22 protein-coding genes are annotated in these 25,810 nt (G+C 60.3%); 9 read left to right on the top strand and 13 right to left on the bottom strand.

Annotated features, from left to right (window positions below):
• Positions 1-51: 51 nt before the first annotated feature.
• From AC3IT6_RS03990 to mreB, 4 genes are all read right to left on the bottom strand, one after another.
• On the bottom strand, positions 52-648 hold the full coding sequence (locus tag AC3IT6_RS03990) for a Maf family protein (RefSeq protein WP_489354360.1): 597 nt from the start codon (positions 646-648) through the stop codon (positions 52-54).
• Between the two features lie 33 nt (positions 649-681).
• Entirely contained in the window at positions 682-1,173 is a 492-nt protein-coding gene (gene mreD, locus AC3IT6_RS03985; RefSeq protein WP_007970244.1) for a rod shape-determining protein MreD, read from the bottom strand.
• Positions 1,173-2,273, bottom strand: a complete 1,101-nt coding sequence (mreC, locus tag AC3IT6_RS03980; RefSeq protein ID WP_489354359.1) for a rod shape-determining protein MreC — start codon at positions 2,271-2,273, stop codon at positions 1,173-1,175. The genes mreD and mreC overlap by 1 nt, the downstream gene beginning before the upstream one ends.
• Before the next feature lie 179 nt (positions 2,274-2,452).
• A complete protein-coding gene (mreB, locus tag AC3IT6_RS03975; RefSeq protein WP_002555108.1) occupies positions 2,453-3,490 on the bottom strand; it encodes a rod shape-determining protein MreB in 1,038 nt (345 codons plus the stop codon).
• Between the two features lie 211 nt (positions 3,491-3,701).
• On the opposite strand from mreB, the gene gatC reads away from it, so the two are divergent.
• From gatC to AC3IT6_RS03945, 6 genes are all read left to right on the top strand, one after another.
• Positions 3,702-3,989 carry an Asp-tRNA(Asn)/Glu-tRNA(Gln) amidotransferase subunit GatC gene (gene gatC, locus AC3IT6_RS03970; protein ID WP_007901429.1) on the top strand — a complete coding sequence of 96 codons (288 nt, stop codon included), beginning with the start codon at positions 3,702-3,704 and terminating at the stop codon, positions 3,987-3,989.
• A gap of 17 nt (positions 3,990-4,006) precedes the next feature.
• On the top strand, positions 4,007-5,458 hold the full coding sequence (gene gatA / locus AC3IT6_RS03965) for an Asp-tRNA(Asn)/Glu-tRNA(Gln) amidotransferase subunit GatA (protein ID WP_489354358.1): 1,452 nt from the start codon (positions 4,007-4,009) through the stop codon (positions 5,456-5,458).
• Between the two features lie 10 nt (positions 5,459-5,468).
• Positions 5,469-6,914: an Asp-tRNA(Asn)/Glu-tRNA(Gln) amidotransferase subunit GatB gene (gene gatB, locus AC3IT6_RS03960; protein WP_223448102.1), complete on the top strand. Its 1,446-nt coding sequence runs from the start codon at positions 5,469-5,471 to the stop codon at positions 6,912-6,914.
• 148 nt (positions 6,915-7,062) lie between these two features.
• Entirely contained in the window at positions 7,063-7,437 is a 375-nt protein-coding gene (locus tag AC3IT6_RS03955) for a septal ring lytic transglycosylase RlpA family protein (protein WP_489354357.1), read from the top strand.
• A 50-nt stretch (positions 7,438-7,487) separates the two neighbouring features.
• The gene (locus AC3IT6_RS03950; protein ID WP_489354356.1) at positions 7,488-8,549 is read left to right on the top strand and encodes a calcium/sodium antiporter; all 1,062 of its coding nucleotides are present in this window, start codon (positions 7,488-7,490) and stop codon (positions 8,547-8,549) included.
• Positions 8,546-8,926, top strand: coding sequence for a carboxymuconolactone decarboxylase family protein (locus AC3IT6_RS03945; protein WP_046040018.1), 381 nt, complete (start codon positions 8,546-8,548; stop codon positions 8,924-8,926). The genes AC3IT6_RS03950 and AC3IT6_RS03945 overlap by 4 nt, the downstream gene beginning before the upstream one ends.
• Before the next feature lie 127 nt (positions 8,927-9,053).
• On the opposite strand, the gene AC3IT6_RS03940 is transcribed toward AC3IT6_RS03945, so the two are convergent.
• From AC3IT6_RS03940 to AC3IT6_RS03900, 9 genes are all read right to left on the bottom strand, one after another.
• Positions 9,054-9,995: an AEC family transporter gene (locus AC3IT6_RS03940; RefSeq protein ID WP_150727448.1), complete on the bottom strand. Its 942-nt coding sequence runs from the start codon at positions 9,993-9,995 to the stop codon at positions 9,054-9,056.
• 186 nt (positions 9,996-10,181) lie between these two features.
• Complete coding sequence (gene garD, locus AC3IT6_RS03935; RefSeq protein ID WP_223448107.1) at positions 10,182-11,735, bottom strand: galactarate dehydratase; 1,554 nt, start codon at positions 11,733-11,735, stop codon at positions 10,182-10,184.
• An 11-nt stretch (positions 11,736-11,746) separates the two neighbouring features.
• Positions 11,747-13,111, bottom strand: a complete 1,365-nt coding sequence (locus AC3IT6_RS03930; protein ID WP_489354355.1) for an MFS transporter — start codon at positions 13,109-13,111, stop codon at positions 11,747-11,749.
• Positions 13,112-13,279: 168 nt separating this feature from the next.
• Positions 13,280-14,725: an aldehyde dehydrogenase family protein gene (locus AC3IT6_RS03925; protein ID WP_489354353.1), complete on the bottom strand. Its 1,446-nt coding sequence runs from the start codon at positions 14,723-14,725 to the stop codon at positions 13,280-13,282.
• Between the two features lie 61 nt (positions 14,726-14,786).
• Positions 14,787-15,698 (bottom strand): 5-dehydro-4-deoxyglucarate dehydratase, encoded by a 912-nt coding sequence (kdgD, locus tag AC3IT6_RS03920; protein ID WP_489354352.1) that lies wholly within the window; start codon positions 15,696-15,698, stop codon positions 14,787-14,789.
• Positions 15,699-16,123: 425 nt separating this feature from the next.
• Positions 16,124-16,873, bottom strand: a complete 750-nt coding sequence (locus AC3IT6_RS03915; RefSeq protein ID WP_489354351.1) for a FadR/GntR family transcriptional regulator — start codon at positions 16,871-16,873, stop codon at positions 16,124-16,126.
• Positions 16,874-17,070: 197 nt separating this feature from the next.
• Positions 17,071-18,798, bottom strand: a complete 1,728-nt coding sequence (locus tag AC3IT6_RS03910) for an ABC transporter ATP-binding protein/permease (protein ID WP_489354350.1) — start codon at positions 18,796-18,798, stop codon at positions 17,071-17,073.
• Between the two features lie 97 nt (positions 18,799-18,895).
• Positions 18,896-19,456: a response regulator transcription factor gene (locus AC3IT6_RS03905; RefSeq protein WP_007973041.1), complete on the bottom strand. Its 561-nt coding sequence runs from the start codon at positions 19,454-19,456 to the stop codon at positions 18,896-18,898.
• Positions 19,449-20,711: an ATP-binding protein gene (locus AC3IT6_RS03900; RefSeq protein WP_489354349.1), complete on the bottom strand. Its 1,263-nt coding sequence runs from the start codon at positions 20,709-20,711 to the stop codon at positions 19,449-19,451. The genes AC3IT6_RS03905 and AC3IT6_RS03900 overlap by 8 nt, the downstream gene beginning before the upstream one ends.
• Positions 20,712-21,015: 304 nt before the next feature.
• On the opposite strand from AC3IT6_RS03900, the gene AC3IT6_RS03895 reads away from it, so the two are divergent.
• The 3 genes from AC3IT6_RS03895 (at position 21,016) to AC3IT6_RS03885 (ending at position 25,710) form a co-directional block, all read left to right on the top strand.
• Positions 21,016-21,732, top strand: coding sequence for an SIMPL domain-containing protein (locus tag AC3IT6_RS03895; protein WP_223501408.1), 717 nt, complete (start codon positions 21,016-21,018; stop codon positions 21,730-21,732).
• A 447-nt stretch (positions 21,733-22,179) separates the two neighbouring features.
• Entirely contained in the window at positions 22,180-23,805 is a 1,626-nt protein-coding gene (locus AC3IT6_RS03890) for an ABC transporter substrate-binding protein (protein WP_458370674.1), read from the top strand.
• A gap of 303 nt (positions 23,806-24,108) precedes the next feature.
• Entirely contained in the window at positions 24,109-25,710 is a 1,602-nt protein-coding gene (locus tag AC3IT6_RS03885) for an ABC transporter substrate-binding protein (RefSeq protein ID WP_489354348.1), read from the top strand.
• Positions 25,711-25,810 lie beyond the last annotated feature (100 nt).

Below are 25,810 nucleotides of genomic sequence, written 5' to 3'. Positions count from 1 at the left end.
GTCTCGTTCAGGCATGTTCACGATAATGGCCGCATCTGTTCAGGAAGACGCTTAAAGCGCGTTCCGGGGTTGCCAACAGGGTATGCCGAAATGGCCGAGCAGTTCCGCGGTTTCGCAAAGCGGCAGTCCGACCACCGCTGAATAACTTCCATCGAGCCCGGCGACAAACACCGCACCCAGCCCTTGAATGCCATAACCGCCCGCCTTGTCCTGTGGTTCACCGCTGGCCCAGTAGGCCACGGCTTCTTCACGACTGATATCCCGAAAACGCACGCGACTGGTGACAACCCGGGATTCGCAACGTTCGCCATCAAGTACGGCAATCGCGGTCAGGACTTCATGCTCACACCCTGACAGCATCATCAGCATGGCGCACGCATCCGCTTGATCAACCGGTTTGCCGAGAATTTTTCCATCGAGCACCACGGCGGTATCGGCGCCGAGCACGCAGAACGGTTCGTCAGACACGACGCTGCCGCGCCCGACCTCGGCCTTGCCGCGCGCCAGACGCTCGACATAGGACGACGGGGATTCTTGAGCTAAAGGAGTTTCATCGATGTCCGCGCTGGTGGCGCAGAACGGAACGCCGATCTGCGTGAGCAGTTCACGTCGACGCGGCGAACCAGAGGCGAGGTACAACCGTTTCATCAAGACCTCTCCTTAGTCCAATGCCTGAGCGAATTAATTGATTTTGTAGCGTCGACGCAGTCCGCGCAAACCGAAACTGATCCAGGGCCAGAGCAATGCACTGACCAGTGCCGGCAGCACCAGCGCCAGCGTTGGCTGACGATTGCCGGTCAAGGCGCTGAGCCATAGTTGTACAAGCTGGGCGAGGCCGAATATCACCAGGATCACCAGGCTCTGCTGCCACATCGGGAACATCCGCAGGCGTTGCTGCAGCGCCAGTACCAAGTAGGTGATGAGGGTCAGGATCAAGGCGTTCTGCCCAAGCAGCGTGCCGTAGAGCACGTCTTCAGCCAGTCCCAGGCAAAACGCCGTCACCATCCCGACGGTCTGCGGCAGGTTCAACGCCCAGAATGCCAGCAACAAGGCCAGCCACAGCGGGCGCAGGATTTCCATGAATTGCGGCAGAGGCGAAACGCTCAACAGCAGGCCGACGGCAAACGTCAGCCAGACTATCCAGCCGTTTCGGGATGCTTTTACACCGCCCATTATTCTCTCCCCACTGGAGTGGCCGGCGCGGAGACTGGCGGTTTGGCGGCAGGCTTCGCGGCAGCGGGTTGCGCCGCCGGCGGTTTAGCCGCCGCAGGATGCGAGGCCGCAGGCTTGGCTGGCGTGGTAGCTGGCTTGGCTGGCGCAGTGGCCGCAGGCGTCGCCGTGGCAGGAATCGCCGGTGCGGCGGCCGGTGCAGCGGGTGCCGCGGGGCTGACCAGTTTCGGAACCGTCGCCGGAATGGTCGGCCCACCGCCCTGTGCATCCAGGCTTTCCTGGGCCTGGGCGGCAGCGTTGACGCGTTCTTCGGCGGTCCGGTTGTCACTGAACACCAGCAGCAGGTAACGGCTACGGTTCAAGGCGGCGGTCGGAACGGCGCGGACAATGGCAAACGGCTGGCCGGAATCGTGAATCACCTCCTTGACCGTCGCCACCGGATAACCGGCCGGGAAACGCTGACCGAGGCCGGAACTGACCAGCAAGTCGCCTTCCTTGATATCGGCGGTATCGGCCACATGCCGCAACTCGAGACGCTCCGGGTTGCCAGTGCCACTGGCAATCGCCCGTAAACCGTTACGGTTCACCTGCACCGGAATGCTGTGGGTGGTATCGGTCAGCAGCAAGACACGGGAGGTGTAGGGCATCAACTCGACTACCTGGCCCATCAGGCCACGGGCATCGAGTACCGGCTGACCGAGGACCACGCCGTCGCGCTCACCTTTATTGATGATGATGCGATGGGTGAAAGGGTTGGGGTCCATGCCAATCAACTCGGCCACTTCGACCTTCTCGTTGACCAGTGCCGAAGAGTTGAGCAATTCGCGCAGCCGAACGTTCTGCTCGGTCAGGGCGGCAAGCTTCTGCATGCGCCCCTGCAACAGCAGGTTCTCGGTCTTGAGTTTTTCGTTTTCGGCGACGAGTTCGGTCCGGCTGCCAAACTGACTGGCAACGCCTTCCCACAGTCGTCCGGGCAGGTCGGTGATCCAGTAGGCGTCCATCAGCACCAGCGACATCTGGCTGCGTGCAGGCTTGAGCAGACTGAAACGGGCATCGACCACCATCAGCGCGACCGATAGCACGACCAGCACCAACAGGCGCACGCCCAGTGAAGGGCCCTTGGTGAAAAGCGGTTTAATAAGCCGCTCCTCCCAGGCAAATGTTCTGTTTATTCATACGGCAGCAATCCGGCCTGGATGCAGACTGACAGAAGATAAACGCGAACAGGCAGCACTGCAAAGTGCCGCCTGCGCGCTCAACAGCATAGAGGCAATCCGGCGACTTATTCGCTGGAAAGCAGGTCCATGGTGTGTTTATCCATCATTTCCAATGCACGGCCACCGCCGCGAGCAACGCAGGTCAGCGGGTCTTCGGCAACGATCACCGGCAGACCAGTCTCCTGGGCCAGCAATTTGTCCAGATCACGCAGCAAGGCGCCACCACCGGTCAGTACCAGGCCACGCTCGGCGATGTCGGACGCCAGTTCCGGAGGCGATTGCTCCAGGGCGCTTTTCACGGCCTGAACGATGGTAGCCAGGGACTCTTGCAGAGCTTCCAGCACTTCGTTGGAGTTCAGGGTGAATGCCCGTGGAACGCCTTCGGCCAGGTTACGGCCGCGAACGTCGACTTCGCGAACTTCGCCGCCCGGGTAGGCCGTACCGATTTCCTGCTTGATGCGCTCGGCGGTGGATTCACCGATCAGGCTGCCGTAGTTGCGACGCACGTAGGTGATGATCGCTTCGTCGAAGCGGTCGCCGCCAACGCGCACGGATTCGGCGTAAACCACACCGTTCAGGGAGATCAGTGCGATTTCAGTGGTACCGCCACCGATATCCACGACCATCGAACCGCGAGCTTCTTCAACCGGCAGGCCGGCACCGATCGCAGCGGCCATTGGCTCTTCGATCAGGAACACTTCACGGGCACCGGCACCGAGGGCCGATTCGCGAATGGCACGACGCTCAACCTGGGTGGATTTGCATGGAACGCAGATCAACACGCGAGGGCTAGGCTGCAGGAAGCTGTTTTCGTGAACCTTGTTGATAAAATACTGCAGCATTTTTTCGCAAACGCTGAAGTCGGCGATAACACCGTCCTTCATCGGACGAATGGCAGCAATGTTGCCCGGCGTACGGCCCAGCATGCGCTTGGCTTCGGTGCCGACAGCAACGACACTTTTCTGGTTACCGTGTGTCCGAATGGCCACAACGGAGGGCTCATTCAGGACGATACCGCGCTCGCGCACGTAAATAAGGGTGTTGGCAGTGCCCAGGTCAATGGAAAGATCGCTGGAAAACATGCCACGCAGTTTCTTGAACATGGGAAAGGGACCCTAGGCAACGCGTGGGTAAAAAAGTGCGGCAAACTCTAACAACGACAGGGATTTTGGGCAAGGCGCCAATATGTTAAATTGGCCGCTTTTCTGTGCACCAAGCCCCACAATCGCGGCCTTATGACCGTAGAAGTGCGGTAGTGTTCCGACAATCTAACACACGGACGCCGTCCGTTTTGTTTTCCACTGGAGAATCCCAATGGCGCTTGAACGCTCCGACGTGGAAAAAATCGCTCATCTGGCCTGCCTTGGCCTCAATGATGCCGATCTTCCACACATCACTTCGGCCCTCAACAGCATTCTCGGGCTGGTCGACGAAATGCAGGCGGTCAATACCGACGGTATCGAGCCGCTCGCCCACCCACTGGAAGCCAGCCAGCGCCTGCGCGCGGACGTCGTGACCGAGACCAATCACCGCGAGGCCTACCAGTCCATCGCACCAGCGGTCGAAAACGGCCTGTACCTGGTTCCGAAAGTCATCGACTAATAGGGAAAGAGCCTGCAATGCATCAATTGACTCTGGCCGAGATCGCCCGCGGACTCGCCGATAAAAAGTTTTCCTCCGAAGAGCTGACCAAGGTCCTGCTGGCGCGCATCGCCCAGCTCGATCCGCAGCTCAACAGTTTCATCAGCCTCACCGAAGACCTGGCGCTGACGCAGGCGAAAGCCGCTGACGCCCGCCGGGCCAATGGTGAGAGCGGCGCCCTGCTCGGCGCGCCGATCGCCCACAAAGACCTGTTCTGCACCCAGGGCATTCGCACCAGCTGCGGCTCGAAGATGCTCGACAACTTCAAGGCACCGTACGACGCCACCGTCGTCGCCAAGCTGGCTGCCGCCGGCGCCGTGACCCTGGGCAAGACCAACATGGACGAATTCGCCATGGGTTCGGCCAACGAGTCGAGCTACTACGGCGCGGTGAAAAACCCGTGGAACCTGGAACACGTACCGGGCGGTTCGTCCGGCGGTTCGGCAGCGGCAGTTGCCGCTCGTCTGTTGCCAGCAGCCACCGGTACCGACACTGGCGGTTCGATCCGGCAGCCTGCGGCCCTGACCAACCTCACCGGCCTGAAACCGACGTACGGTCGCGTTTCGCGCTGGGGCATGATCGCTTACGCGTCCAGTCTCGATCAGGGCGGTCCATTGGCCCGCACCGCCGAAGACTGCGCGATCTTGCTGCAAGGCATGGCCGGCTTCGATCCGAACGACTCCACCAGCATCGATGAACCCGTGCCGGACTACAGCGCCAGCCTCAACGGTTCGCTGCAAGGCCTGCGCATCGGCGTACCTAAAGAGTATTTCAGCGCCGGTCTCGACCCACGCATCGCCGACCTGGTCATGGCCAGCGTTGAAGAGCTGAAAAAGCTCGGCGCCGTGGTCAAGGAAATCAGCCTGCCGAACATGCAGCACGCGATTCCGGCGTACTACGTGATCGCCCCGGCGGAAGCGTCTTCCAACCTGTCGCGTTTCGACGGCGTGCGTTTCGGCTACCGCTGCGAAGACCCGAAAAACCTGGAAGACCTGTACAAGCGTTCCCGTGGCGAAGGTTTCGGCCCGGAAGTGCAGCGCCGGATCATGGTCGGTGCCTACGCGCTGTCCGCCGGTTACTACGACGCCTATTACCTGAAGGCGCAGAAGATTCGTCGCTTGATCAAGAACGACTTCATGGCGGCCTTCAATGAGGTCGACATCATCCTCGGCCCAACCACGCCGAACCCGGCCTGGAAGCTCGGCGCCAAGAACAGCGACCCGGTCGCTGCGTACCTGGAAGACGTCTACACCATCACCGCCAACCTCGCGGGCCTGCCGGGCTTGTCCATGCCGGCAGGTTTTGTCGACGGTCTGCCGGTCGGCGTGCAACTGCTCGCTCCGTATTTCCAGGAAGGCCGCTTGCTCAACGTTGCGCACCAGTATCAGCTCAACACTGACTGGCACACCCGCACCCCAACCGGCTTCTGAGGAGACACACATGCAATGGGAAGTCGTGATCGGGCTGGAGATTCACACCCAGCTCACCACCCGGTCGAAAATCTTTTCCGGTAGTTCCACCACCTTCGGTTCCGAGCCGAACACCCAGGCCAGCCTGGTAGACCTGGGCATGCCCGGTGTGCTGCCGGTGCTAAACCAGGAAGCGGTGCGCATGGCGGTGATGTTCGGTCTGGCGATTGACGCCGAGATCGGCCAGCACAACGTGTTCGCGCGTAAAAACTACTTCTACCCGGACCTGCCCAAGGGCTACCAGATCAGCCAGATGGAATTGCCGATCGTCGGCAAGGGCCACTTGGACATCGCCCTGGAAGACGGCACGGTCAAACGCGTCGGCATCACCCGCGCACACCTGGAAGAAGACGCCGGCAAGAGCCTGCACGAAGAATTCAGCGGCGCCACCGGCATCGACCTGAACCGTGCCGGCACGCCGCTGCTGGAAATCGTCTCCGAACCGGACATGCGCAGCGCCAAGGAAGCCGTGGCCTACGTCAAGGCGATCCACGCGCTGGTGCGCTACCTGGGCATCTGCGACGGCAACATGGCCGAAGGTTCGCTGCGTTGCGACTGCAACGTATCGATTCGTCCGAAAGGCCAGGTCGAGTTCGGCACCCGCTGCGAGATCAAGAACGTCAACTCGTTCCGCTTCATCGAGAAAGCGATCAACAGCGAAATCCAGCGTCAGATCGAGCTGATCGAAGACGGTGGCAAGGTGATCCAGCAGACTCGCCTGTACGATCCGAACAAGGACGAAACCCGTCCGATGCGCAGCAAAGAGGAAGCCAACGATTACCGTTACTTCCCCGATCCGGACCTGCTGCCGGTGGTCATCGAGAACTCCTTCCTCGACGAAGTACGCGTCACCCTGCCGGAATTGCCACCGCAGAAGCGCGAGCGCTTCCAGGAGCAATTCGGTCTGTCGGTCTACGACGCCAGTGTCCTGGCCACCAGCCGCGAGCAAGCCGATTACTTCGAGAAGGTCGCGAGCATCGGCGGCGACGCCAAACTGGCGGCCAACTGGGTGATGGTCGAGTTGGGCAGCCTGCTCAACAAGCAAGGCCTGGACATCGAAGAATCGCCGGTTTCCGCCGAGCTTCTGGGCGGCATGCTGCTGCGCATCAAGGACAACACCATCTCCGGCAAGATCGCCAAGGTAGTGTTTGAAGCGATGGCCAACGGCGAAGGCAGCGCGGACGAGATCATCGACAAGCGCGGCCTCAAGCAAGTGACCGACACCGGCGCCATCTCGGCGGTGCTGGACGAAATGCTCGCGGCCAACGCCGAGCAGGTCGAACAATACCGCGCGGCAGACGAAGCCAAGCGCGGCAAGATGTTCGGCTTCTTTGTCGGCCAGGCCATGAAAGCCTCCAAAGGCAAGGCCAACCCGCAACAGGTCAACGAACTGCTCAAAAGCAAGCTCGAAGGCTGATGAGGATGGAGCCAGCTCTAAAATCTGGCTCCATTCCCTGTGGGAGCGGGCTTGCTCGCGAATGCGGTTTGGCACTCAATTCAATGTTGACTGTCAGAATGCATTCGCGAGCAAGCCCGCTCCCACATTTGTTTTTTGGAACGCCCAAATGAAGCGTCTGTTCAGCGCCTGCGCCCTCCTCTCGCTCCTGGCCGGTTGCGCCAGCACCGACACCGTCGATCCGCATGGCTACGACAAAACCGGCGTGGCTTCGTACTACGGCGCCAAACACCAAGGCAAACGCACCGCCAACGGCGAGCGTTTCAACATGAATTCCATGACCGCCGCCCATCGCCAGCTACCCTTTGGTACACGGGTGAAGGTCACCAATCTGAATAACGACAAATCCTGCGTGGTACGCATCAATGATCGCGGGCCACACACCCGTGGCCGCCTGATCGACCTGTCCCGGGAAGCCGCCGAGCGCCTGGGCATGCTGCGCAGCGGCACTGCGAAGGTTCGCGTGCAAGCCCTCGACGACTGACCGATGGAGCCCCGACCATTTTCGGACTAGCCGATTTACCCCTGATCAGTGTGATCGAATTGCTCAGCGGATTGCTCCTGCTGATTGTCGGCGCCGAATTGATGGTGCGCGCCGCCGTACGCATCGCCGCGCGGTTGCACATACGACCGCTGATCATCGGCCTGACCATTGTCGCCCTCGGCAGCAGCGCACCGCAGATGGCAGTCAGCCTGCAAGCGACCCTGGCGCACAATGCCGACATCGCCGTCGGCAGTGTGATCGGCAGCAGCATTTTCAACATCCTCGTCACCCTCGGGTTGTCCGCGCTGATCATTCCTTTGCGGGTTTCCCGGCAATTGGTGCGCCTGGATATTCCGTTGATGATCGGCGCCAGCCTGCTGGTGTTCGTACTCGCCTGGAATGAAGAGCTGACCCGCGCCGACGGTGTGATGCTACTGATGGCGCTGGCCGTTTACCTGGGCTTGTTGCTGCGCCAGTCACGGCATTCGGGTCGGCCGGTATCGAGCCATGACCACCACGGCGAGGCGCCATGGCTGAGCAGTCTGCTGATGATCGTCGCCGGGTTGGCAATGCTGGTGTACGCCGGGCACTTGTTGCTGGGTGCAGCCGTTGTGGTTGCCACCGATCTTGGGTTGTCGGAACGGATTATCGGCCTGACCATCGTCGCCGTCAGCACCTCACTGCCTGAGCTGGCCACTTCGTTGATCGCAGCCATACGCGGCGAGCGCGATATTGCCGTGGGCAACGTGATTGGCAGCAACCTGTTCAACCTCCTGGGTGTGCTCGGTTTTACCGCGCTGGTGGCACCGTCGCCGCTGTCGGTATCGCCCAACGCCCTGGATTTCGACCTGCCGGTGATGCTCGGCGTCGCGGTACTGTGCCTGCCGCTGTTCTACACCGGCTACCGGGTGACCCGCGCCGAAGGCTTGCTGTTTCTGGGTTTGTACCTGGCGTATGGGCTGCACGTGGTGTCCTTCACCACCGGCATGCCACTGGCCGGCAAGCTGGAACACTTGATGCTGTTTTTCGTCCTGCCGGCGCTGGTGGCGTTTTTGCTGTTCACGTCGCTACGCGCCTGGCGTCGCCAACACCATAAGAAGGAAGTCCCATGACCGAGAATAAAAAACCCGGCGTTGAAGTCCGCCGCCAAGTGATGGGCGACGCCTTCGTCGACCGCGCACTGGGCAATGCCACCGAATTCACCCAGCCGCTGCAGGATTTCGTCAACGAACACGCCTGGGGCGGTGTGTGGAATCGCGAAGGCCTGCCGCTGAAGACCCGCAGCCTGATCACCCTCGCCGCCCTGACTGCACTCAAGTGCCCGCAGGAATTGAAAGGTCACGTGCGCGGTGCGCTGAACAACGGCTGCACTGTGGATGAGATTCGCGAGGCGTTGCTGCATTGTGCGGTGTATGCCGGTGTGCCGGCGGCGATTGATGCGTTTCGGGCGGCGCAGGAAGTGATTGATAGTTACCAGAAGCCGGAGTAATTATCCGAAAGGGGCTGTGACAGTTCCGCCGTCTTCGCGAGCAAGCCCGCTCCCACATTTGGAACGCAATCCCCTGTGGGAGCGGGCTTGCTCGCGAATGGTTCTAAAGAACACTGCTTGAGTCAGGCTAGATCCACCCACCCCACTGCAAAAAGAAGATCCCGATATTGGTGGTGACCGCCGCCATCAGCGTGGTGATCACGATGATCGCCGCCGCCAACTCGTGATTGCCGTCCGCCGCCCGGGCCATGACGAAACTGGCGGCGGCAGTCGGGCTACCGAAGTACAGAAACAGAATCCCCAACTCTGCACCGCGAAAACCCCACAACCACGCCCCCAGCGTCGCCAGCACCGGCAAGCCGATCATCTTCACCAGGCTTGAACTCAGCGCCATGTTGCCGCTTTTGCGCAGTGCGGCCAGCGACAGCGTGCCGCCGATGCAGATCAGCGCCAGCGGCAAGGTGGTTTGCGCCAGGTACTGGCCGGAGGTCTCCAGCCAGCCCGGCAAGCCGATCTTGAAATAGGCAAATGGCGCAGCCGCGATCACGCTGATGATCAGCGGATTGCTGAACACGCTTTTGCAGATGCTCCACGGATCGGACTTGATCACCGGGCTGTACACCGCCAGCACGATGGTCGAGAGGGTGTTGTAGAACAGGATCACCAGCGCCGCGAGGATCGCCCCGAGGGAAATCCCGTAGTCGCCGTACATGCTTGCCGCCAGCGCCAGGCCGATGACCCCGTTGTTACCGCGAAAGGCCCCCTGGGTGTAGATCCCACGATCTTCCCGCGGACACTTCCAGATCGCCCAGCCCCAGGCGATGGCAAAACACACCAGGGTCGCGAGGGAGAAATAGATCAGCAGCGCCGGCTGCAACGCCGCGTGCAGGTCGGCATGCAGGATACCCAGAAACAGCAACGCCGGCATGGTGACGTTGAACACCAGGGCCGACGCCGTGTGGATGAAGTTGTCGTTGATCCAGTCGATGCGCTTGAGCAACACCCCCAGAAACAGCATGGCAAACACCGGCGCGGTGATGTTCAGGGTTTCGAGGAAAATTGCCAGCATGCCGGGAGGACCTTGGGGTGGGCGTCGTTAGGGGGCTAATGATAAGCCACTGGACACTTCGGCGCCTGCTAGATCGCCTTCGCGAGCAAGCCCGCTCCCACATTTGATCAGTGTCGAACACAAAATTTGTGCGCGACGACAATCCAGTGTGGGAGCGGGCTTGCTCGCGAAGCAGGCGACTCGGTCTTAAGTGATCGGCGCCGGGTTGAACAGGGTGATGTCGTTATGCAGCTTGTGCTGCTCGGCCCAGGTCTGTTTCTTGCCGCTGGCCACGTCCAGGTAGTAGTGGAACAGCTCCCAGCCAAGTTCCTCGATCGAGGCGCGGCCGGTGGCAATGCGCCCGGCGTCGATGTCGATCAGGTCCGGCCAGCGTTGCGCCAGTTCGGTCCGGGTCGAGACCTTGACGACCGGCGCCATGGCCAGCCCGTAAGGCGTGCCGCGACCGGTGGTGAACACGTGCAGGTTCATCCCCGCCGCCAACTGCAAGGTCCCGCAGACAAAGTCGCTGGCCGGGGTCGCGCAGAAGATCAGGCCTTTGCGCTTGAAACGCTCGCCAGGGCCAAGCACGCCATTGATCGCGCTGCTACCGGACTTGACGATCGATCCCAGGGATTTCTCGACAATGTTCGATAATCCGCCCTTCTTGTTGCCCGGCGTGGTGTTGGCACTGCGATCCGCCTCGCCCTTGGCCAGGTAGCGGTCGTACCAGTCCATTTCCCGCACCAGTTCCTGGGCGACATCCTGGTTTTCCGCGCGGGAGGTCAGCAGGTAAATGGCATCGCGCACTTCGGTGACTTCAGAAAACATCACCGTCGCACCGGCCCGCAGCAGCAGGTCAGAGGCATAACCGAGCGCCGGGTTGGCGGTGATGCCGGAGAACGCATCACTGCCGCCGCATTGCATGCCCAGGATCAGCTCGGACGCCGGCACGGTTTCCCGGCGACGCTGATCGAGCTTCTTCAAGCGCGTCTCGGCCAGTTCCATGATCTGCTCGATCATCTCGGTGAAACCGTGACTGGAGTCCTGCAAGCGGTACAACCAAGGCTCGCTGAGATCCACCGAGCTGTCGTTGTCGTGCATCACCTGCCCGGCCTGCAATTTCTCGCAACCCAGGCTGATCACCAAGGCTTCGCCACCCAGGTTCGGGTTGCGTGCCAGGTTGCGCACGGTGCGGATCGGGATGTACGCGTCGGTGGCGGTGATCGCCACGCCACAGCCGTAGCTGTGGGTCAGCGCCACCACGTCATCGACGTGCGGGTACTTGGGCAGCAACTCATCCTTGATGCGCTTGACCGCATGATCCAGCACCCCGGTCACGCACTGCACGGTGGTGGTGATGCCAAGAATGTTGCGCGTGCCAACGGTGCCGTCGGCGTTGCGATAACCCTCGAAGGTGAAACCTTCCAGCGGTGCTTGCGCGGCCGGCACATCGGTGGACAGCGGCAGGCTGTCCAGCGGTGGCGCGGTCGGCATGCGCAGTTGATCTTCCTTGACCCAACTGCCACGGGGGATCGGCTGCAAGGCATAGCCAATGACCTGGCCGTAACGAATCACTTGGCCACCCTCTGGAATATCCTCCAGGGTGACCTTGTGGCTCTGTGGCACGAAGTCCACGGTAACCAGGCCGTCCGCAAACTCGGTGCCGGCCGGTACACCCTGATCGTTGACCACGATCACCACGTTGTCCCGCTCGTGAAGGCGGATGTAGCGCGGCGAGTCGGAATGTTCAATCAACTGCATGACGCCGCTCCTCAGGAATGCGCTTGAGACAATTTGCCAGGGGCTTCAGTACCGTTCGCTGGTGGCTCTTTGAGCACCACACGCTTGATCGGGCCCACGATCACCAGGTAGCTGAACACCGCGACCAGCGCGTTGCAACCGACGAACACCAGCGCCCATTTGAACGAACCGGTGGAGCTGATGATGTAGCCGATCACGATCGGCGTGGTGATGGATGCAATGTTACCGAAGGTGTTGAACAGGCCACCGCTCAGACCGGCGATCTGCTTCGGCGAGGTGTCGGATACCACCGCCCAACCTAACGCGCCCACGCCTTTACCGAAGAACGCCAGGGCCATGAAGCCGACGACCATCCATTCAACGTCGACGTAGTTGCACGCCACGATGCTGCTGGAAACCAGCAGGCCGGCAATGATCGGCGCCTTGCGGGCGAAGGTCAGGGAGTGGCCTTTGCGCAACAGGTAATCGGAAATCACCCCGCCGAGCACACCACCGATGAAACCGCAGATCGCCGGCAAGGAGGCGATGAAACCGGCCTTGAGGATGGTCATGCCGCGTTCCTGCACCAGGTACACCGGGAACCAGGTCAGGAAGAAGTAGGTGATGCCGTTGATGCAGTACTGGCCCAGATACACGCCGAGCATCATGCGATTGGTCAGCAGCTGGCGGATGTAGTCCCATTTCGGACCGTCGGTCTTTTTGCCCTTGTCCTGGTCCATGTCGACCATGCCGCCGTTGTCCGCGATGTGCTTGAACTCGGCCTCGTTGATCATCGGGTGCTGGCGCGGGCTGTAGATCACTTTCAGCCAGATCCCGGAGAAGATGATGCCGATCACGCCCATGACGATGAACACGTGCTGCCAGCCGAAGCTGTAGACGATCCAGCCCATCAGCGGTGCGAACAACACAGTGGCAAAGTACTGCGCCGAGTTGAAGATCGCCGAGGCGGTGCCGCGTTCAGCGGTCGGGAACCAGGCCGCCACGATACGTGCGTTACCCGGGAAGGATGGCGCCTCGGCCAGGCCCACCAAAAAGCGCAGCATGAACAGCGCGACCACGGCGGTGGACATGCCGAACTCGCCGACATAACCCTGCAGCACGGTGAACAGCGACCAGGTGAAGATGCTCAGTGCGTAGATTTTTTTCGAACCGAAACGGTCCAGCAGCCAGCCACCGGGAATTTGCCCGGCCACGTACGCCCAACCGAATGCGGAGAAGATGTAGCCAAGGGTAACGGCGTCGATGCCGAGGTCTTTCTGCAGGCTGGAGCCGGCGATTGCGATGGTAGCCCGGTCGGCGTAATTGATCGTGGTCACGAGGAAAAGCATGAGCAGGATCAAATAGCGGACGTGAGTCGGCTTCTGGGTCGATTGCATGTAGATGTACTCCCACTGATTATTTTTATGCGCGGGTGAATCTTTGTTTCCCCTGTAGGGGCGAGCTCTGCTCGCGATGGTGGTCAACGATGACGCGGGGCATCAGGTTTACCGCCGCGACCTCACGACCATCGCGAGCAAGCTCGCTCCTACAACAGGGGTGTTGCCTTACGAACCGATGTAGCTGGTTTTCACGACCGTGTAGAACTCTTGCGCATAGCGACCTTGCTCACGTGATCCATAGGATGAACCTTTACGCCCACCGAACGGAACGTGGTAATCCACACCGGCGGTCGGCAGGTTGACCATCACCATCCCGGCCTGGGAGTGGCGCTTGAAGTGGTTGGCGTACTTCAAGGACGTGGTAGCGATACCCGCCGACAGCCCGAACTCGGTGTCGTTGGCCATGGCCAGCGCAGCTTCGTAGTCGGCGACGCGCACAATGTTGGCCACCGGGCCGAAGATCTCTTCCTGGCTGATGCGCATCGAAGCTTCGCTGTCGGCAAACAGGGTTGGCGCGAGGAAGTAGCCCTCGGTGTCACACGTCACCAGACCACCGCCGCTGACCAGACGCGCACCTTCGGACTGGCCGATGTCGATGTACTTCATGTCCTGTTCAAGCTGAGCCTGGGAAACCACCGGACCGATGTCGGTGCCGGCCTTCAGCGCGTGACCAACCTTGATCGATCTCATGCGCTGGGCCATGGCTTCGACGAACTGGTCGTGGATGCCAGCGGTGACGATAAAGCGACTGGAAGCGGTGCAACGCTGGCCAGTGGAGTAGAACGCACTCTGTACCGACAACTCGACCGCTTGCTTGAGGTCGGCGTCGTCGAGAATGATCTGCGGGTTCTTGCCGCCCATTTCCAGCTGGACCTTGGCCTGGCGCGATACGCAGCTGACGGCGATCTGACGACCCACGCCCACGGAACCGGTGAAGCTGATGCCGTCGACTTTCGGGCTGTGGACCAGCGCATCGCCCACCACGCGACCGCTGCCCATCACCAGGTTGAACACCCCGGCAGGAAAGCCTGCGCGGGAGATGATTTCAGCCAGGGCCCAGGCGCAACCTGGAACCAGGTCCGCGGGTTTCAGCACGACGCAGTTGCCGTAGGCCAGGGCCGGGGCGATTTTCCATGCCGGGATGGCAATCGGGAAGTTCCACGGGGTGATCAGACCGACCACGCCCAGGGCTTCGCGAGTGACTTCAACGTTGACGCCCGGACGCACCGACGGCAGGTAGTCGCCGGACAGGCGCAGGCACTCGCCGGCGAAGAACTTGAAGATATTACCGGCGCGGGTCACTTCGCCGATGGCTTCAGGCAGGGTCTTGCCCTCCTCCCGGGCCAGCAGAGTGCCGAGCTCTTCGCGACGGGCGAGGATTTCAGTACCGACTTTGTCCAGGGAATCGTGACGCGCCTGAATGCCGGAAGTGGACCAGGCCGGGAACGCGGCACGGGCGGCGTCGATGGCGGCACGGACCTGAGCCAGGTCAGCCTTGGCGTAGTCGCCGATGGCGTCGCTCAGTTCGGACGGGTTGATGTTGGTCGAATAGTCGCCACCGGCAACCCACTCGCCGTTGATGTAGTTATCGAAACGATTTGCATCTGCCACTTTGAGATCTCCTCACGCAAAAGGCCGCTGATTGCTCAGCGGCCTTACTTAATCGGATGTGTTACTGCGCACCCTGCTTGTCGATCAGCGCGGCGAGCATTTCGTACTCTTCGCCGGTCAGATCGGTCAGCGGTGCACGCACAGGACCTGCGTCGTAGCCGGCAATTTTTGCCCCGGCCTTGACGATGCTCACGGCATAGCCGGCCTTGCGGTTACGGATGTCCAGGTACGGCAGGAAGAAGTCGTCGATGATCTTGCCGACGGTGGCGTGATCGTCACGAGCGATCGCGTGGTAGAAATCCATCGCGGTTTTCGGGATGAAGTTGAACACCGCCGAGGAGTAGACCGGTACGCCCAGCGCCTTGTAGGCCGCGGCGTAGACTTCGGCGGTCGGCAAGCCACCCAGGTAGCTGAAGCGATCACCGAGGCGGCGACGGATCGACACCATCAACTCGATATCACCCAGGCCATCCTTGTAGCCGATCAGGTTCGGGCAGCGCTCGGCCAGACGTTCCAGCAGCGGCGCGGTCAGGCGGCAGACGTTACGGTTGTAGACCACCACGCCGATGTTGACCGACTTGCACACGGCCTCAACGTGGGCGGCAACGCCGTCCTGGCTGGCTTCGGTCAGGTAGTGCGGCAGCAGCAACAGGCCCTTGGCGCCCAGACGCTCGGCTTCCTGTGCGTATTCGATGGCCTGGCGGGTCGAACCACCGACACCGGCCAGGATTGGCACGCTGGTAGCGCAGGTATCGACCGCAGTCTTGATGATTTCCGAATATTCGCTGGCCGCCAGAGAGAAGAACTCACCGGTGCCGCCTGCGGCGAACAGCGCCGAGGCGCCGTATGGGGCCAGCCATTCCAGACGCTTGATATAGCCAGCGCGGTTGAAGTCGCCCTGCGCATTGAAATCGGTAACCGGGAAAGACAGCAGACCGGAAGAGAGGATGGACTTCAGTTCTTGTGGATTCATTATTCGAACACCCTGAATTGCGACGTTGTGTGAAAAACCGTTCAGCCCGCGCTGAAGTTGTAGGTCATCGTACAACTTAAAATACAACCGTCAACTGCATTTCATCGCTGCGAGGAAAAATTGTTCGACAAGAAATACGTCGAGTCCGGGTTCTAGAGGGTTTATACGGAGGAGAACAGGAATGATCACACCTCGAAAAACAGGCGCTCAAGAGATACGTTGTCGGAAGATTGAAGCAAGGGATAAGTAAAAGAGAGGCTGACTGAAGGTTTTGTGGGATGGCTTACGGCCTCTTCGCGAGCAAGCCCGCTCCCACATTTGAATTTCTGCGAACTCACTATTTGTGAACGACGCAGATCAAATGTGGGAGCGGGCTTGCTCGCGAAGGCAATCTGTCAGCCAATACAGGATTGGAATCAGAACACTCAGCCCCGCTGCGCCTCAGCCTCTTCATGGGCATGACGCAACCGCTCACGGCTGTTGGTCAGGTGCAAACGCATGGCGGCCCGCGCCGCATCGGAATCCTGACGGGCAATGGCGTCGTAGATTTCCTCATGCTCACGGCTCAGGCGACTCATGTAGTGCTGCTGGTCGTCATGGGCCAGGCGCGCGGAGTTCAGCCGTGTGCGCGGAATGATGCTGGTGCCCAGGTGGGTCATGATGTCGGTGAAATAGCGGTTGCCGGTGGACAGCGCGATTTCGAGGTGGAAGGCGAAGTCCGAAGCCACGGCGTCACAGGCGTGAGCAGCACTTTCATTCAAGGCATCAAGGGCGGCGCGCATGTTGGCCAGTTGTTCCGCACTGCGACGTTGCGCCGCCAGCCCGGCGGACTCCACTTCCAGGCTGATGCGCAGTTCCAGGATCGCCAGCACATCTCGCAAGGTCACCACGGTCGCCGGGTCGATACGGAAACCGCTCGGGCTCGGCGTGTCGAGCACGAAGGTGCCGATACCGTGGCGGGTTTCCACTTGCCCTGCCGCCTGCAAACGGGAAATCGCTTCGCGCACCACCGTGCGGCTGACACCATGGGCATCCATGATGGCCGACTCGGTGGGCAATTTGTCGCCACGCTTGAGATGACCGTCGCGGATCTGCTCGGACAGCACCGTCACCAGTTCCTGAGCGAGGCTGCGGCGCTTGCGTGGGAGGCGTGGTGCGTCGTTCGGGTTTTCCATGGTGAACATCTGTCTCGAAAAATGCGGCTGCTGAAAGCGCATCATAACGCAACGCAGTTGTACGATCACCGTCAAGATGAGCACTGCCCCCTGTGGGAGCGGGCTTGCTCGCGAAGGCGATGTGTCAGACACCATCAATATCGAATGTCAGACCGCTTTCGCGAGCAAGCCCGCTCCCACATTGGGATTTGTGGTGGTTATGCAGTCACGGCCTGGTCCACCAAATGGCCATTCTCGATACGAATGTGCCGCGGATGGAAACGCTTCAGGCTGCTGCGATGGCCGACGCTGACAATGCTCAGCCCCGGCAACTCATCGATCAGCGCCTGATACAGCGTGGCCTCGTCCTCTTCGTCCATTGCCGAGGTCGCTTCGTCCATGTACAGCCATTGCGGTGCATAAAGCAGCGCACGGGCAAAGGCCAGGCGCTGCTGCTCACCTGGCGACAACATGCGCTGCCAGTGGTTGGCTTCGTCGAGACGGGCAATCAGGTGCGGCAAGCGGCAGGTTTCCAGCACCTGCGCGTAGCGCTCGTTCGGATAGGTATCGCCTGGCTGTGGATAACTCAGGACATCACGCAGGGTGCCAATCGGCAAATACGGTTTTTGCGGCAGGAACAGGTAGCGCGCCGATGGCAGGCGAATACTGCCGTGGCCGGTCGGCCACAGATGCCCCATCGCCCGCAGCAGGGTCGATTTGCCGCTGCCGGAACGACCGCTGAGCATCACACGCTCGCCCTCCTTCACGGTCATGTCGGCGTTGGTCAGCAGGTGACGACCTTCAGCCAGGTCGAGGCCGAGGTTGTGCACCTTCAACACCGAGCCCGAATTCTGTACGTCGATGGCCGGCGCACGCTCTTCGTTGTCACGCATGGCCTGGTGGAAGCTCAACAGACGATCACAGGTGGCGCGCCAGGAAGCGAGGCTCTGGTAGGCACTGATAAACCAGCTGAAACTTTCCTGCACATTGCCGAACGCCGAGCTGATTTGCATCAGTTCGCCCAGTTCGATCTTGCCGGAAAGGTAACGCGGCGCGGCAACCATGAAGGGGAAGATGATGGCAGCCTGGCTGTAACCGGCGGTGAAGAACGTCAGGCGCTTGGACACCTTCATGATGTCCCAGAAGTTATGCCAGACCATCCCGAAGCGGCTGCTCAACCGACGGTTTTCGTTCGGTTCGCCGTTGTACAGCGCGATGCTTTCGGCATTCTCGCGAATTCGCACCATGGAGAAACGCAGGTCGGCTTCGAAGCGTTGTTGCTGGTTGTTCAGGCCGATCAGGCGACGACCGATCAAATGCGTCAACCAGCTGCCGACCACCGCGTAAACCAGCACGCACCAGAACATGTAGCCGGGAATGGTGATGCCGAATACTTCAATGCTGCCCGACACGCCCCACAGAATGATCGAGAACGACACCAGGCTGACGATATTGCGCAGCAGTCCGATACCCAGTTCAAGGGTGTTGGAGGTGAAGTTGTTGAGGTCTTCGGAAATCCGCTGGTCCGGGTTATCGGTGTAACCGCCCTGCTCCAGCTGGTAGTAATTCTTGTCGGCGAGCCAGCGTGCAAAGTGCTTTTCAGTAAGCCACGCCCGCCAGCGGATCGTCAGCATCTGCGTCAGGTACAGCCGATACACCGCGCCGATAATCGCCACCGCCGCAATCGCGCAGAAGTACAGGATCAGTTGCCAGAATGCGGCCTCGTCCTTCTTTTGCAGGGCGTTGTAGAAGTCCTTGTACCAGGTGTTGAACCACACCGAGATCCCCACGCTGATCAGCGACAGCGCAATCACCGCGATCAACAGTGTCCAGGCCTTGACCTTCTCTTCACTACGCCAGTAAGGCGTGATCATCGCCCACACTTTGCGAAAAAACTGCCCGCGCACGGCGTCGTTGACCGCGGAATACTCAGCGTTCTGATTCATGGATAAGGCTCGATAGAGAAAAACACACACACGAACCGATCATAGATGATCGGTCCGGTTTGTCGCGAGATACGGCCCGCATTCGTTCAGCGCATGTTCAGCGACGAACGGGACGCTTCTGCAGTTTGCGCTGCAGGGTGCGGCGGTGCATGCCCAGGGCACGGGCCGTGGCGGAGATGTTGCCTTCGTGCTCGGTCAGCACGCGCTGGATGTGCTCCCACTGCAGGCGGTCCACGGACATCGGGTTTTCTGGCACCAGGCTGTCGAGGTCGGCGTGCTCGGACAGCAGCGCCGCCAGCACGTCGTCGGCGTCCGCCGGTTTGCACAGGTAGTTGCAGGCACCGCGCTTGATCGCCTCCACGGCGGTGGCAATGCTCGAATAACCGGTGAGGATCACCACGCGCATTTCCGGGTCCATTTCCAGCAACTTGGGCAGCAGCACCAGGCCGGAATCGCCGTCCATCTTCAGGTCCAGGGCGGCGTAATCCGGCAGATCGGCCTTGGCCAGCTCCAGGCCTTCCTCGGCGGAACCGGCAGTGCTGACGCGAAAACCGCGGCGAGCCATGGCGCGGGCCATGACGCGGGTGAATGTGGCGTCGTCATCGACCAGCAACAAATGCGGCAGTTCTTCGCCTTCGACTTGGATCTCTTCACTCATGTTCGTCTCCTCGGGCGACACGGGGCAGGCGCAGCTCGGTGAGCGTGCCACCTTCCTCATGACTGTAGAGTTTCACTGAGCCGCCGGCGCGTGTCACGCTGGCCTTGCTCAAAAACAGGCCCAGGCCGAAACCTTTGCCCTTGGTGGTAAAAAACGGTTTGCCGATTTGCTCGGCGATGGCCAGCGGCACACCGGCGCCATGGTCACGAATGCTGATGGTGAGGTTTTCCCAGTCCCAGTCCAGCGTCACTTGCAGCCCTTCGGGGCAGGCATCGGCAGCGTTGTTCAACAGATTCAGCAAAGCCTGGGTCAGGTCTGGCGGCGGCGCCATGCGGGGGACCGGGCCCTGGCCGAGGCGCTGGAAGCGATAACTGGCTTCCGGGCGCATCAGGTGCCAGCGATTGAGGGCTTCATCGAGCCAATCGGTAACGTCCTGCATTTCCACCGCCAACCGGCGATTGGCCTCGGCGGCGCGCACCAGTTGCTGCAAGGTTTGCTTGCACAGCTTGACCTGATCCTGCAGCACGCTCAGGTCGTCCTGCAACATCGGGTCATGATGATCCTGACGCATTTCCTTGAGAAGCACACTCATGGTCGCCAGCGGCGTGCCCAGCTCATGGGCCGCGCCGGCGGCCTGGGTGGCCACGGCCAGCAGTTGCTGATCGCGCAGGCCTTCTTCGCGACGGATGGCGCGCAGCTCTTCCTGGCGACGCAGTTCTTCTGCCATGCGCGCGGCGAAGAAGGTGATCACTGCGGCGGCAAGGGCGAAGCTCAACCACATCCCATACACCTGCAGGTTTTCCCGAGCGATCGGGAAGGTTTGCAGCGGGTAGAACTGCGCCAGCAACAGCGTGTACATCGTCAGCGCGATACCCGACAGGATCACCGAATAACGCCATGGCAACGTCACCGCGGCAATGGTCAGCGGCACCAGGTAATAGGACACGAAGGGGTTGGTCGAGCCACCGGAGAAGTACAGCAATGCGCTGTGGATAAACAGGTCGCAGGCCAGTTGCACGGCGTATTCAAGCTCGGTCACCGGCCACGAGGTGCGCAGGCGAATCGCCGTGAACACGCACAGCAGCATTGAACAGGCGAGTGTCGCCGCCAGTTGAAACCAGGGCAGTGGCAGCAATTCGAACCAGTAGGCCAGGCCAACGGAACCGGCCTGGGCGGCCAGCACCAACGTGCGGATGAACGTCAGCCGCCAGAGGTTCTGGCGAGTGGCGGAAGTGATTTGAACGGGGGCGAGCATGAGCTCTCCTGATGAGCGCTCCAGGCGGATCGCCGGGAGTATAACCAAGCGCGGGGGCTGACAGGCAAAAGTGCGGCAAACGGCCACATGCCTGTAGGAGCGAGCTTGCTCGCGATGGTCGTCAACGATTACGAGGGAGTCCTGATACCCTGTGGCGCTTTCGGTTTTTTCGCGAGCAAGCTCGCTCCTACAGGGATGCATCTGTATAGAAGTTGTAACTGTGCGAACCGGAGCATAAAAGCTAGAGTCTGATGGTTTCACGCAGGCCCGGACCATACCCCTGCGCACCTTTCAAGGAGCCTTCATGCACACATTCCGCCGCAGCGCCGCCCTCCTCGCCCTGAGCGTTGGCACCGTCGCCAGCCTCCCGGCCCTGGCCGCCGACGAGCTTCATTACAACCAGATTTCCCTGCGCGCCGAAGTCAGTCAGGAAGTGGCCCGCGACCTGATGATCGTGACCCTCTACACCGAAGAACAGAACACCGACCCGGCCAAACTCGCCGCCGACGTCAGCACCACCATGAACAAGGCGCTGGCCAAGGCCAAGCAAGTCAAGGACATCACCCTGCGCCAGGGCAGCCGCAACAGCTACCCGATCTACGACACCAAGGGACAGAAAATCACCGGCTGGCGCGAGCGCGCCGAATTGCGCCTGGAAAGCCCGGACTTCGCCGCACTGTCGAAACTGACCGGCGAACTGCTCACCGACCTGAAAATGGGTGGCATGGACTTCGCCATCGCCACCCCGACCCGCAAGGCCAGCGAAGACGCCTTGCTCAAGGACGCCGTGACCGCCTTCAAGGCCCGCGCCCAGCTTGCGACTGATGCTCTGGGCGGCAAGAGCTACAAGATCGTCAACCTGAACCTCAACAGCAACGGTTATCCACAGCCTTACCTGCGCGCGCCAATGATGATGAAAGCCGCCGCCATGGACAGCGCACCGGTGACGCCGGATGTCGAGGCCGGCACCAGCCAGGTCAGCATGACCGCCGATGGCTCGATTGAAGTGCTGATGCCTTGAATCGATAGCCCGTAAACAAGAACGGCGATCATAAAAATGATCGCCGTTTTTTTTGGCAGTTTTCAGGCATGAGCTATAACTGGATGGGTCCACCCGAGAAAAGCCGTCGATTGGCCACTATCAGTGCAACAATAACCACTCTTATTCACGCCATGCCCACCCCACAATCCGGGGTATGAATAAGTAACACCCCCGCCCCACGCGGGAGCAACCCGAGTCAGGAGCGCACCCTAAAAGTGCGTCGTTTACACCGTAAATATGCCGCGCAAACGGTCATATGCGTCAGGTTTTATACAAATGCGACATTAAGGTACGTTCGTACCACCGTTTAAGGCTTGTAGTCACTCTGGATCTTGCATTGGGTATGGCCCCTGCATAAGTATCCGCAGGCACGACTCACGAGGTCGTCCTCTAATTCCAAAAATGACAACAAATCATGAGGCCACCATGCTTAAACACGCGGTCATTCCGTTCTTAGTTGGCGCAAGCTTGTTAGCCAGCGCACCGTTCGCCCAAGCAGCGACTAACCTGGTGTTCTGCTCCGAAGGGAGCCCGGCCGGTTTCGATCCAGGTCAATACACCACCGGAACCGACTTCGACGCCTCTGCAGAAACCATGTTCAACCGCCTCACCCAGTTCGAGCGCGGCGGCACCGCCGTTATTCCTGGTTTGGCGACCAAGTGGGACATCTCCGATGACGGCCTGAGCTACACCTTTCACCTGCGTGAAGGCGTCAAGTTCCACACCACCCCGTATTTCAAGCCAACTCGTGAGTTCAACGCCGACGACGTGCTGTTCACCTTTAATCGCATGATTAACAAGGATGACCCGTTCCGCAAAGCGTACCCGACCGAATTCCCGTACTTCACCGACATGGGGATGGATACCAACATCACCAAGATCGATAAAGTCGACGACCACACGGTCAAGTTCACCCTCAAAGACGTTGATGCCGCGTTCATCCAGAACATGGCCATGAGCTTCGCCTCGATCCAGTCCGCCGAGTACGCTGCCCAGCTGCTCAAGGATGGCAAGACCGCCGACATCAACCAGAAGCCGATCGGCACCGGCCCGTTCGTATTCAAGAGCTACCAGAAAGATTCCAACATCCGCTACACCGGGAACAAGGACTACTGGAAGCCTGACGACGTGAAGATCGACAACCTGATCTTCGCCATCACCACCGACCCGTCGGTACGTATCCAGAAGCTGAAGAAGAACGAGTGCCAGGTCACCCTGTTCCCTCGTCCGGCTGACCTGAAGGCGCTGAAGGAAGACAAGGACCTGAAACTGCCTGACCAGGCCGGTTTCAACCTGGGCTACATCGCCTACAACGTGATGCCCAAGGTCAAGGGTCAAACCGATGCGAACCCGCTGGCTGACCTGAAGGTACGCCAGGCAATGGACATGGCGGTCAACAAGCAACAGATCATCGACTCCGTGTACCAGGGCGCCGGCCAACTGGCCGTCAACGCCATGCCGCCGACCCAGTGGTCCTACGACACCACCATCAAGGATGCGCCGTACAACCCTGAGAAAGCCAAGGAGCTGCTCAAGGAAGCCGGCGTCAAGGATGGCACCGAGATCGTTCTGTGGGCGATGCCGGTACAGCGTCCATACAACCCGAACGCCAAGCTGATGGCAGAAATGCTGCAGTCCGACTGGTCCAAGATCGGCCTCAAGGTCAAGATCCAGAGCTACGAGTGGGGCGAGTACATCAAGCGCTCCAAAGGTGGCGAGAACCAGGCGATGCTGATTGGCTGGAGCGGTGACAATGGTGATCCGGACAACTGGCTGAACGTGCTGTTCGGCTGCGACTCGCTGGAAGGCAACAACTTCTCCAAATGGTGCGACAAGAAGTTTGACGACATCGTCAAGCAAGCCAAGCGCACTTCAGACCAAGGCAAGCGCACCGAGCTCTACAAACAAGCGCAACACGTCCTCAAAGATGCTGTGCCTATGACACCTATCGCTCACTCGACGGTGTTCCAACCCATGCGCGCCAACGTGCAGGACTTCAAGATCAGCCCATTTGGCTTGAACTCCTTCTACGGCGTCAGCGTCAGCAAATAAGGTTTTGCAACGGCGACGTTTCTGACGTCGCCGTTGCTTTATCTACCGAGAAAGCAGGAATTCGCCTACATCCAAATCCGCAGCTGACTACAGCATCGGGGGAGGACGCGTCGCCATTTCCTACGAGTCTTTAGGACTCTACGCATTTACTGCCGGACCCGTGGCTCATACCGTCGGGATCCGACCAGTGCATGCGTGGGTCATCGGTTACTGCTGTGTGCATGGCTTGAAATCAGTGATGCCTCTACGTCCGCGCACGGGACGGCGGCTCATTGACAACACTTTGAGAGAAAAGGAAGCGTTATGCGCCATACCCTGGTTTTATCCGCATTGCTGGGCACCGGCCTGTTGGCCGCCACTTCCATCAGCCAGGCCGCCAACAACAGCCTGGTGTTCTGCTCCGAAGGCAGCCCCGCCGGTTTCGACACGGCGCAGTACACCACTGCGACCGACAACGACGCCGCTGAGCCGCTGTACAACCGGTTGGCCGAGTTTGAAAAAGGCGCGACCAACGTCGTACCGGGCTTGGCCACGAGCTGGGATATTTCCGAAGACGGCCTCAAATACACCTTTCACCTGCGCGAAGGGGTGAAGTTTCATACCACCAAGTACTTCACGCCGACCCGCGATTTCAGCGCCGATGACGTGCTGTTCACCTTCAATCGCATGCTCGATCCGCAACAACCTTTCCGTAAGGCTTATCCGACAGAGTTTCCGTACTTCAACGGCATGAGCCTGAACAAGAACATCGCCAAGGTCGAAAAGACCGGGCCGCTGACCGTGGTCTTTACGCTCAACAGCGTGGACGCCGCGTTCATCCAGAACATCGCCATGAGCTTCGCCGCCATCCTTTCGGCCGAATACGCCGACCAGCTGCTGGCCGAGGGCAAGCCGAGCGACATCAACCAGAAGCCGATCGGCACCGGGCCGTTCGTGTTCAAGAGCTACCAGAAAGACTCGAACATCCGTTACACCGGCAACCAGCATTACTGGGACCCGAGCCGGGTCAAGCTCGACAACCTGATTTTCGCCATCAATACCGACGCCTCGGTACGCGTGCAGAAACTCAAGGCCGGCGAGTGCCAGATCACCCTGCACCCGCGCCCTGCCGATGTGACCGCGCTGAAGAACGACCCGGCCCTGCAACTGATCGAGAAGCCTGGCTTCAACCTCGGCTACATCGCCTACAACGTGCGCCACAAACCCTTCGACCAGCTCGAAGTGCGTCAGGCGCTGGACATGGCGGTGAACAAGCAAGGCATTCTCAATGCCGTCTACCAGGGTGCGGGGCAACTGGCGGTCAACGCCATGCCGCCGACCCAATGGTCCTACGACGACACGATCAAGGACGCCGCCTACAACCCGGAAAAAGCCAGGGAATTGCTCAAGGCTGCCGGCGTCAAGGAAGGCACCGAAATCACCCTCTGGGCCATGCCGGTCCAGCGTCCGTACAACCCCAACGCCAAGTTGATGGCCGAGATGCTCCAGGCTGACTGGGCGAAGATCGGCCTCAAGGTCAAGATCGTCAGCTATGAGTGGGGCGAGTACATCAAGCGCACCAAGAATGGCGAACACGACATCAGCCTGATTGGCTGGACCGGTGACAACGGGGACCCGGACAACTGGCTGGGCACCCTCTACAGCTGCGATGCCATTGGCGGCAACAACTACTCGATGTGGTGTGATCCGGCTTACGACAAGCTGATCAAGCAGGCCAAGGTCGTCACCGACCGCGACCAGCGCACTCTGCTCTACAAACAGGCGCAGCAGTACCTCAAGCAGCAAGTGCCGATCACGCCAGTCGCCCACTCGACGGTCAACCAGCCGCTGAGCGCCAAAATCGAAGGGTTCAAGGTGAGCCCGTTCGGTCGCAACGTTTTCTCGGGTGTCAGCATAGAAAAATAACCGATTAGCCAGAAATGCCGGGGGGCGGATTTTCCGCCCTCACGCAGACGCTTTGCCGTCTTTTGCCAATTTGGCTTACAGCAAACGTTTGCGATGCCGT

The organism is Pseudomonas sp. KH_017 (assembly GCF_057840285.1).
The sequence above is the reverse complement of the archived record's forward strand: the minus strand, read 5'-3'. Positions and strand labels throughout refer to the sequence as shown.